The organism is Micromonospora sp. LOL_021, assembly GCF_048060215.1.
GTDB lineage: Bacteria > Actinomycetota > Actinomycetes > Mycobacteriales > Micromonosporaceae > Micromonospora_E.
On the sequence record NZ_JBHMIN010000143.1, the window covers coordinates 1 to 737 of the forward strand.

Below are 737 nucleotides of genomic sequence, written 5' to 3' on the forward strand. Positions count from 1 at the left end.
CAGGCGGCCCGGGAGGGCAAGCTCGACCCGGTGATCGGCCGGGAGAAGGAAATCGAGCGGGTCATGCAGGTGCTGTCCCGCCGTACCAAGAACAACCCGGTGCTGATCGGCGAGCCCGGCGTCGGCAAGACGGCCGTGGTGGAGGGCCTGTCCCAGAAGATCATCAAGGGCGAGGTGCCCGAGACGCTGAAGGACAAGCAGCTCTACACCCTCGACCTCGGTGCGCTGGTCGCCGGCTCCCGCTACCGCGGTGACTTCGAGGAGCGCCTGAAGAAGGTACTCAAGGAGATCCGTACCCGGGGCGACATCATCCTGTTCATCGACGAGATCCACACCCTGGTCGGTGCGGGTGCGGCCGAGGGCGCGATCGACGCGGCGAGCATCCTCAAGCCGATGCTGGCCCGCGGCGAGCTGCAGACCATCGGGGCGACCACCCTCGACGAGTACCGCAAGCACCTGGAGAAGGACGCCGCGCTGGAGCGCCGGTTCCAGCCGATCCAGGTCGGCGAGCCGTCGCTGGCCCACACCATCGAGATCCTCAAGGGTCTGCGGGACCGGTACGAGGCGCACCACCGGGTGAGCATCACCGATGCCGCGCTGGTCGCCGCCGCGACGCTGGCCGACCGGTACATCTCCGACCGGTTCCTGCCGGACAAGGCGATCGACCTGATCGACGAGGCCGGTGCCCGGATGCGGATTCGCCGGATGACCGCGCCGCCGGACCTGCGTGACTTCGA

The 737-nt window shown here is 68.5% G+C and carries 1 protein-coding gene; it reads left to right on the forward strand.

Annotation, left to right across the window (positions count from 1 at the left end; translation table 11 throughout):
* A partial coding sequence (locus ACFHWT_RS31390; protein WP_416598325.1) for an AAA family ATPase occupies positions 1-737 on the forward strand: 737 nt, incomplete at both ends.